8 protein-coding genes are annotated in these 8392 nt (G+C 42.3%); 5 read left to right on the top strand and 3 right to left on the bottom strand.

Annotated elements, in window-relative coordinates; genetic code table 11:
- Positions 1-368: 368 nt before the first annotated feature.
- The 5 genes from PENNN9_RS10125 (at position 369) to PENNN9_RS10105 (ending at position 5285) form a co-directional block, all read left to right on the top strand.
- Positions 369-1427, top strand: a complete 1059-nt coding sequence (locus tag PENNN9_RS10125) for a TRAP transporter substrate-binding protein (RefSeq protein ID WP_058369566.1) — start codon at positions 369-371, stop codon at positions 1425-1427.
- A 68-nt stretch (positions 1428-1495) separates the two neighbouring features.
- Positions 1496-1993: a TRAP transporter small permease gene (locus PENNN9_RS10120; RefSeq protein WP_413771748.1), complete on the top strand. Its 498-nt coding sequence runs from the start codon at positions 1496-1498 to the stop codon at positions 1991-1993.
- Positions 1990-3279 (top strand): TRAP transporter large permease, encoded by a 1290-nt coding sequence (locus PENNN9_RS10115; RefSeq protein ID WP_058369565.1) that lies wholly within the window; start codon positions 1990-1992, stop codon positions 3277-3279. Before PENNN9_RS10120 ends, PENNN9_RS10115 begins: the two co-directional genes overlap by 4 nt.
- Positions 3280-3606: 327 nt before the next feature.
- Complete coding sequence (locus PENNN9_RS10110) at positions 3607-4653, top strand: 5'-nucleotidase (RefSeq protein ID WP_058369564.1); 1047 nt, start codon at positions 3607-3609, stop codon at positions 4651-4653.
- A gap of 26 nt (positions 4654-4679) precedes the next feature.
- Positions 4680-5285, top strand: a complete 606-nt coding sequence (locus tag PENNN9_RS10105; RefSeq protein WP_058369563.1) for a rhomboid family intramembrane serine protease — start codon at positions 4680-4682, stop codon at positions 5283-5285.
- On the opposite strand, the gene PENNN9_RS10100 is transcribed toward PENNN9_RS10105, so the two are convergent.
- The 3 genes from PENNN9_RS10100 to PENNN9_RS10090 all read right to left on the bottom strand — a co-directional run bounded on the left by PENNN9_RS10100 (position 5282) and on the right by PENNN9_RS10090 (position 8085).
- Entirely contained in the window at positions 5282-5827 is a 546-nt protein-coding gene (locus PENNN9_RS10100; protein WP_058369562.1) for a hypothetical protein, read from the bottom strand. The genes PENNN9_RS10105 and PENNN9_RS10100 overlap by 4 nt on opposite strands.
- Positions 5828-5952: 125 nt before the next feature.
- Entirely contained in the window at positions 5953-7821 is a 1869-nt protein-coding gene (locus PENNN9_RS10095; protein WP_058369561.1) for a sodium:solute symporter family protein, read from the bottom strand.
- Between the two features lie 3 nt (positions 7822-7824).
- Positions 7825-8085, bottom strand: coding sequence for a DUF4212 domain-containing protein (locus PENNN9_RS10090; RefSeq protein ID WP_058369560.1), 261 nt, complete (start codon positions 8083-8085; stop codon positions 7825-7827).
- Positions 8086-8392 lie beyond the last annotated feature (307 nt).

The following is an 8392-nucleotide window of genomic DNA, read 5'->3' as shown; positions in this document are numbered from 1 at the left end:
GTACAGCAGCAACTTGATTGTTGGGGGGCTTTTTTTATGCATAGAATTTAGTAGTATGGCTGAAACGTAATATGAATTAAAACATGAAAAATATCGGAAGTTTAGCCCTAATATAGCAGTAGCAAGTAACTAACTATAATAACTATTTAATATTTTCATCTAAAATGATTTGACTTATATCATTATAGCTGATAATTTCAAGTATAATCTTTATCTACAAGTAATAACAATTGCTTTACGTTGTGATAAAAAGTATTGTTTATGTAATAGATTTAGACTAGAATTTTAGGACTATTATATTTTTAGTTTTGTATATAATTATTGTCCTAAATTTTTCCTCTTCTCACAATTATCAAAAGGAATTGATAATGAAGTTAGCTCCTCTTTTTTCAATAGGTGCCTTAGCAGCCATGAGTATCATCGGTTGTTCTAATCAAACATCTGAAAGTACAGATACTCCATCAGTTTCTTCTGAAGAAACCACTGTTTTACGTTTTTCACACTTTTGGCCTGCAACTTCTTCAATCAGTAAAGAAGTATTTGAACCATGGGCCAAACAGATAGAAACAGAGTCTGATGGACGTTTAAAAGTCGAGCTCTATCCTTCCGCTGGTCTTGCTAAAGCTGACGTTACTTATGAGTCTGCCGCAAAGGGTACAATCGATATAGGTTCACAAGCACATGGCTATACCAATGGACGCTTTCCTTTAACTCAAATAACTGAGCTTCCAGGTTTGTCTAACTCAGCCACTCAGATGGGTTGTATGCTACAAACTCTATATGACGATGGTACGCTTGCCAGTGAATACGAAGATTCACATCTATTATTTATGTATGGTGCTGGACCAGGTTCTTTGCACACTACTGATAAGTTGATTCGTACGCCAGAAGATATGAAAGGTATGCGCATTCGCAGACCTTCAGCGGTTGCTGGGGATATTATAGAAAGCGCGGGGGCATCACCTGTTGGCTTACCTGCTAACGATATGTACACTTCTCTACAGCGCGGTGTCGTAGATGGACTTAGTTTCCCATGGGAGGCGGTCACAGCTTTCAAAATTGATGAAATAACTAAATATCATACTAATATTCCTTTTTATAGTTCGGCCCTTATGGTTACTATGAACAAAGATAAGTATGAAAGTTTGCCTGATGATTTAAAGCAAGTACTTGATAATAACTCAGGGATGGCGCTTGCCAATAAGGTTGGTGAAGTGTTCGATAAGCATGATCAATTGGCTATACAAGCTGCTAAAGATAAAGGTGACGAAATCATTGAAATTCCAGACCCTCTTAACGACCCAGCATGGAAAGGACCACTTGAAGCTGGCACTCAAAAATATCTAAATGACGTTAACGCTTTAGGTTTAGATGCCGATGCTGTGTATGAAAAAGCCAAAGCCGCCAGCGCCGCCTGCAAAGTCTAAAAAGAATATCCTATCAGAGGCAGCCCCTTTATGGCATCTTTAAACAACCTCAGCACCCTCATCTCTAGCTGTGCAAGCTGTGCCAATTTATTGGCGGCATCAGCCTGGTCATCATCGTTTTAACCACCATGCTAGACGTCATTGCCCGCTACGTCTTTAAGCTTACAGGCGGCGAGCTTGGCTTCACCGTCAAAGGCAGCGTCGAGATTGTCTCCTACTTCATGTTGTTTGCGCTGCTCGCCGCCTTTGCCGCCTTTGTCGAACGCTCACAAATCATCGTCGATGTCTTCACCCAAAAGATGTCACAAGCCGTCAAAGGCTATATGATGGGCGTATTCATGATAGGCTTTTTTATCATCGGACTCGTCTTCACCTGGGGGTTGTATGAAAGCGCTATCGATGCCATCGAATTTGGCAAAGTTACCCAAGACCTGCGTATCTCCATGATGCCCATCTATGCCATCAGCGCTTTCTTAAGCTTATTGCTGGCCATACGCTCCCTAATCGAATCCATCAACATCTTTAAAACAGGCGAATTCTTTGACGCTGAGGAGACAGGCGCATGAGTCCAGAAATTATTGGGGCCATCGGCCTACTAGTCATGATCCTACTGGTCGTCGTACGCGTCCCCGTCGCCCTTGCCATGCTAGGCGTCGGTCTGGTCGGCTTTGGCGCCGTTACCTCCACCGGAGGCGCCATACAGATGCTCAAAGACATCCCTGTCGACGTCTTAGCAAAGTATGACTTTAGCGCCATACCACTCTTTATCTTAATGGGCGTCTTTGCCACCCACTCAGGCATGGCTGGCAAACTCTTTGAAGCCACCCGCACCATCTTTGGTGGCGTCAGAGGCAGTCTTGGTATTGCCGGTATCGGCTCCTCTGGTATCTTTGCCTCCATCTCTGGATCATCCTTAGCCACCGCTTCCACCATGACCAAAGTGGCCCTGCCGCAAATGGAGAAATACGGCTATCAGCCAGGCTTTGCTTGTGGCATCTTGGCCGCGGGTGGTACGCTTGGCATTATGATACCGCCCAGTATCGCCTTACTGGTGTACGCCATCCTAACCCAGCAGTCCGTTGGCGACATGTTTATCGCAGGCTTCTTGCCTGGCATGCTTGGCATGCTTATGTACTCGATCACTGTCATGATCATGGTACGCTGGAAACCACACCTAGCTCGGCGCGGCGAGTCAACCTCATGGAAAGCCAAGCTGCTCTCACTGACAGGGTTGATACCGTTCACCTTTATCTTTATTGTGATCATCGCTGGTATCTTCTTTGGTCTGTTTACCCCAACAGAGGGGGCTGCGGTTGGCGCCTTTGTCTCTTGGGCCTATGCTGCTGTCAAAGGCATGCGTATGGAGGGGCTAAAGCAGTCACTGATTGAAACCTTGGCGCTGTCTGCGGTGGTGTTCTTTATGCTACTTGGGGCAGAGGCACTCGGTTACTTTGTTTCAGTCTCTCGCCTGTCTTATTCGTTAGCGACGTGGATTGGGGGACTTGCGGTCAGTCCGATGATTGTTTTGATCTGTATTTTGTTTATGTACTTTTTACTTGGGCTGTTTATGGATGCCCTTGCGATGCTGGTGATTACCATTCCGGTGGTGTTTCCGATTATCTTGGCCCTTGGGTTTGATCCGGTGTGGTTTGGGATTATTGCAGTGTTGACGGTGGAGCTTGGTCTTATCACGCCGCCGATGGGGATGAATATCTTTGTAATTAAGGCGATGGCCCCGCATATCAAGCTATCTGATATGTTTCGAGGGGTGGCACCGTTTATTGTCTCTGATGTTATTCGCTTGGTTATTCTGGTTGCGTTCCCAGCGGTTTCTTTGGTGCTGCTTGGTTAAGAGAGTAGTTCAGCTCAGTAGCAAAATCTAGAGAAGAGCTGTTTTTATTGGCCATATCGTTATTATAACGGTATGGCTTTTTTGCGAGTACAATATAAGCTTAATAAGCTTACGTATTCAACTTGTCATTTAAAGGACTCAAAGATTAATGTTACGTATTCAACTTGTCATTTAAAGGACTCAAAGATTAATGTTAGTATAATATTCCTACGCTATACACTATCTTAGACCTACTAAGTACAAGATATTGTCGTATTAGTGCTTACTATTATAAGAATGCAGTAGATGTAGTAAACTGGAGAGCTAAAATTTTAAGTAGAGACCGTTATGGCAGTTGATTTTAGTAATACTTTAATAGTTGCAATATCTGCAACCGCATTATTCGATTTATCAGAATCTGAAAATTATTTGTTACAGTTATTGCAGCAGCAACCTAATAGCGCGGTCAAAGAGTTTCGTGATTACATGGCAGCACGTGAAAATGATGAGTTGAATACTGGTGCAGGCTATCCACTTATTAAGGTATTACTCAATCTAAATAACTACAATCAACCACCAACAGATTTAGATGTTGAAGCACCTTTAGTAGAAGTTGTTATTGTCTCAAAAAGTAGTCCTGATACTGGTATTCAAGTGCTCAATGCCATACGCGCTCATGGACTAAATATATCGCGCTCAGCTTTTATTTCTGGAAGTCCGGTCGCACCTTACATTGCTGATTTCAAAGTAGACCTGTTTTTGACTACCAATCGTAACGATGCACAACAGGTTGCAGATGCCAATATCTGTGCTTGTGCAATACTTGATGCCACTCCTGTGAATACTTATGAGCTTGATACTGAGCAGTTGCGTATTGCTTTTGACGGTGACGCCGTATTGTTTGATGATTCAGGAGAGTTGCTATATAAGCAAAAGGGTTTACAGGCATTCCATGAGCGTGAAGCTCGGATGCATGACCTGCCTATTGAAAAAGGCCCTTATGCTGAACTGTTAATTAAGCTTTCAAGCTTACAAGAACGTTTACCAGCACGGCTGAATCATTGTCCAATAAAAATTGCACTAGTGACAGCTCGTAATGCACCCGCTGACTTACGCGCTATTAAGACGCTACGTGAGTGGGGCGTAGATGTTGATATGGCGTTTTTCTTAGGTGGACTTGAAAAAACAGCAGTACTCAAGACTTTTGCACCGCATATCTTTTTTGATGATTCAATTCAGCATATTGATGCTGCTCGTCGCTTTGTGCCTACTGCACTGGTGCCTTACCACTCAACGTCTTTATTACATGCTAACAGTTATTTAACTGCCACTAAAAATACTCCACTATTATCCTTTACCTCTACGCAGCCTGTTATTTCTTCTGCAGACCATTAACTTAAAACTAAATGAAAGGACTAAAGATGAATGGGCGACAAGTGTCAGCGTTAGTTGTGGTTCGACTTAAGCAGGTTATTGGCTTATATGCTTTTGTACTTGTACCGATGTGGGGTATGTTTTTTCTAAATGAATTTGCATTATTTGGACTGTGGAATATTTTTGGTATCGTGCCACGTACGTTAGACATAGGCAGCATGATCGGTATATTTGCTTCATGGACAATGCATGGTAATCTTGCCCATCTATTGGGTAATACGTTGACGTTGTTGCAGATTTTATTTTTGTTTGGGCTTTTTGAAAACAATGCTTATCGTACAGTACTTAAATTGGTTGTCGCATCAGGGCTAATCACATGGGTTATTGGTTCGCCATTATCCATACATATTGGCGCCTCAGGCCTTTGTTTTGCCATGCTTGGGTTTATGATAGGAGGCGCTTTATTTGCCAAGCGTTGGGGTTACTTATTGGCTTGTATAATCATGGGAACAGGTTATTGGCTCATTATCAAGCAAGGCCTGATGCCACAGTCTGGTATCTCTTTCGCAGCGCACTTTGGCGGTTTATGTGCAGGTTTGCTACTAGGAGCAAACTCAAAGCATCACTATACAAGTATGACCGTTCGTGGCTAAGCTTTATCAGAGCATATACTGGTAAAAAGTAACTCATCCTTTGCCAAGTCTCGCCATGCAGTTGTTTGCCTCACATGCTCATCGATTGTAAGCGTACTACCTTTTTCCGGTAGTACATAATCTGCACGTGCAGGAGCATTACAATCTATAACTTGTGGGACTTTTTGTACACTTCTACGTCTTTCAAACAAATATAAATTGACCAAATATATGTCTGAGTTATCCGCCTGTACGCTCGCATTATCAACATCTGCTGCTATAAAGCGTAATATTTGCGGTTTAGCATAAGACCATGGACGAAACCATTCTGTACTTTCAGCTGTTTTAACAACGGTGACACCTTCAGGAAGCTTAGCGACTTGCTGATGGTACCAGTTATATTCTTGATGTATTTGAAAAGCAAATATGCCAACAGCGGCAAATAAAGGAATGAGCCATTTTGGAGCACGCTTTCCTGCCAACTTACTAAGGTGAGTTATGATAAGTGCCAACCCAGCCATACCAAATGCAGCAGCTATGGTAGCGATAAACTCAAAAAGCATAAAATTTCCTTAATACATAGATATAGTCATAGAGTTTTATAACGATAGGATAAAAAAATCACTCACAAGCAACTGCTGCCTGTGAGCGATATATAGTAATAAAAGATATACCATCATACGTAAGCTTAGTGGTCTATTGCACCACCTGCACCACGTGGAGAACGTACACTTTCAACCAATTCTTGAATGTGTAATGGTGGTGCTTTAGTAGCATAAGATACTGCGAATGCTACTGCAAAGTTGATTAAGGCACCAATAGCACCAAATGATAACGGCGAAATACCAAACAACCAGTATTCGGCGGTATCAGGGAAGTTAGCAGTACCACTGACAAAGAACCAGCCTTTGAATACAAAGATATATACGAGCGTACTGATAAGACCCGCTAACATACCAAAGATTGCACCTAAATTATTGATACGTTTGGAGAAAATGCCCATCATAAGTGCAGGGAATAGCGAAGCACCAGCGATACCGAAGGCTAAAGCGACCACCTGTGCTGCAAAACCTGGTGGATTTAGGCCAAGCCATGTAGCAACAACGATTGCAACAGCCATTGAGATACGTGCGGCTAACAATTCGCCCTTATCAGTAATATTTGGATTTAGGTTGCGTTTGATTAAGTCATGGCTGATTGCAGATGAGATTGCAAGTAGTAGACCAGCGGCTGTTGACAAGGCTGCTGCCAAACCACCTGCTGCAATAAGACCAATAACCCATGGTGGAAGCTGAGCGATTTCTGGGTTAGCAAGTACTAAGATATCAGCATTAACATCAAGCTCATTACCTGACCAACCAGCATCGGCGAAGCGACCATCAACTTCTGCATCATGTGCAGTACGAGCGGCTTCAACAGCTGCTGTCGCTGCGGCAACATCACCACCTTCAGCTTCAGCTGTGTTAAGTGCTAACTGGGCTGCACCCAAACCACTGTCGTTATATAATTGAATACGACCATCGTTGTTTAAATCATTGTACTTAATAAGACCTGTATCTTCCCATGTTCTCATCCAATCAGGACGCTGCTCATAGGTAAGGGCAGGCTGATCGACACCTTGTGGATAAACAGTATCGATTAAGTTTAAACGTGCCATTGCACCTACCGCAGGGGCAGTGAAATATAGCAAAGAGATAAATACCAAAGTCCAACCAGCAGTCCAACGTGCATCAGCTACTTTAGGAACTGTGAAGAAACGAATAATAACGTGTGGTAGGCCTGCTGTACCAATCATAAGTGATAGGGTAAATAAGACCATATTAAGCTTATTAGGCACATCGGCAGTATAAGCAGTAAAACCAAGATCAGTGACGACCTGATCAAGCTTCGTTAAGATAGGAATACCTGACTCTGCATGGGTTGAAAATAGACCCAAACCTGGAATTGGATTACCTGTTAGCTCAAGTGAGATAAAGACTGCTGGAATGGTATAAGCAATCATCAGAACGACGTACTGAGCCACCTGCGTATAAGTAATACCTTTCATACCACCTAATACTGCGTAGAAGAATACGACAACAGCAGCAATAAGCAGACCGGTTGTGTTTTCTACTTCTAAGAAGCGTGAGAAGGCAACACCAGCACCAGTCATCTGACCGATAACATAAGTGGTTGAGGCGACAATCAAACAAACAACCGCAATCATAGCTGCAGTTTTTGAGTAAAAGCGATCGGCAATAAAGTCAGGAACCGTAAACTTACCAAACTTACGTAAATAAGGCGCTAAAAGCATAGCTAGTAGAACATAACCGCCAGTCCAGCCCATTAAGTAAGTTGATGCGCCGTAACCGCCCGCTGCAATTAAACCTGCCATTGAAATAAAGGACGCAGCACTCATCCAGTCAGCTGCTGTCGCCATACCATTGACTACAGGATGGACACCGCCACCTGCAACATAGAACTCACTGGTGGTTCCAGCACGTGCCCAAATTGCAATACCAAAGTATAGAGCAAAAGATAGGCCTACAAAAATAATGTTAATAGTAAATTGACTCATGCTCTATTCCTCGTCTACGCCATATTGTTTATCTAATTTATTCATACGCCATGCGTAAAAGAAAATTAAAATGATAAATATTGCAATAGATCCTTGTTGAGCGAACCAAAAACCTAAGTCAGTACCGCCAATTTTGATACCTACTAATAATGGACGCAATAAGATTGCAAAACCATAGGAACATAGGGCCCAGACGACTAGACTACCTAAAATAAGACGGACATTGGCACGCCAATAACCGGATGGGTCGTTGTGGTTTTCCATAGGACAACTCCTTTTGCCTGACATAAATACAAGATTAATGATTGAGTTTTAATAAGTCATTGTGGTTTAGCGTATATTGTCTAAATCTATAGCGTTTATAACGTAAGCATAGAGCTATACAATACAAAGGACTAAAACAGAATGACCAATCAAAATAACCAATCAAAAATTACCAACAACAAGAACAAGTTCGAAACAGCTTTTCATGATATTAAAGACATAACAACTTGTGTAATACTGCTGACAATACAGCGTAACTTATAAAGTTAAGGGAGGTTTATATAAAATAATGCTCCGTCGTTTTTAT

Source organism: Psychrobacter sp. ENNN9_III, from assembly GCF_001462175.1.
Classification (GTDB): Bacteria; Pseudomonadota; Gammaproteobacteria; order Pseudomonadales; family Moraxellaceae; genus Psychrobacter.
Note: the sequence above shows the minus strand (reverse complement) of the source record. Positions and strands in the feature narration are given on the sequence as shown.

What these genes read in the sequence shown, in the direction of transcription:
- PENNN9_RS10125 (WP_058369566.1), top strand. Translation starts at nt 369, where the DNA reads ATGAAGTTAGCTCCTCTTTTTTCAATAGGTGCCTTAGCAGCCATGAGT.
- PENNN9_RS10115 (WP_058369565.1), top strand. Translation starts at nt 1,990, where the DNA reads ATGAGTCCAGAAATTATTGGGGCCATCGGCCTACTAGTCATGATCCTA.
- PENNN9_RS10110 (WP_058369564.1), top strand. Translation starts at nt 3,607, where the DNA reads ATGGCAGTTGATTTTAGTAATACTTTAATAGTTGCAATATCTGCAACC.
- PENNN9_RS10105 (WP_058369563.1), top strand. Translation starts at nt 4,680, where the DNA reads ATGAATGGGCGACAAGTGTCAGCGTTAGTTGTGGTTCGACTTAAGCAG.
- PENNN9_RS10100 (WP_058369562.1), bottom strand. Translation starts at nt 5,827, where the DNA reads ATGCTTTTTGAGTTTATCGCTACCATAGCTGCTGCATTTGGTATGGCT.
- PENNN9_RS10095 (WP_058369561.1), bottom strand. Translation starts at nt 7,821, where the DNA reads ATGAGTCAATTTACTATTAACATTATTTTTGTAGGCCTATCTTTTGCT.
- PENNN9_RS10090 (WP_058369560.1), bottom strand. Translation starts at nt 8,085, where the DNA reads ATGGAAAACCACAACGACCCATCCGGTTATTGGCGTGCCAATGTCCGT.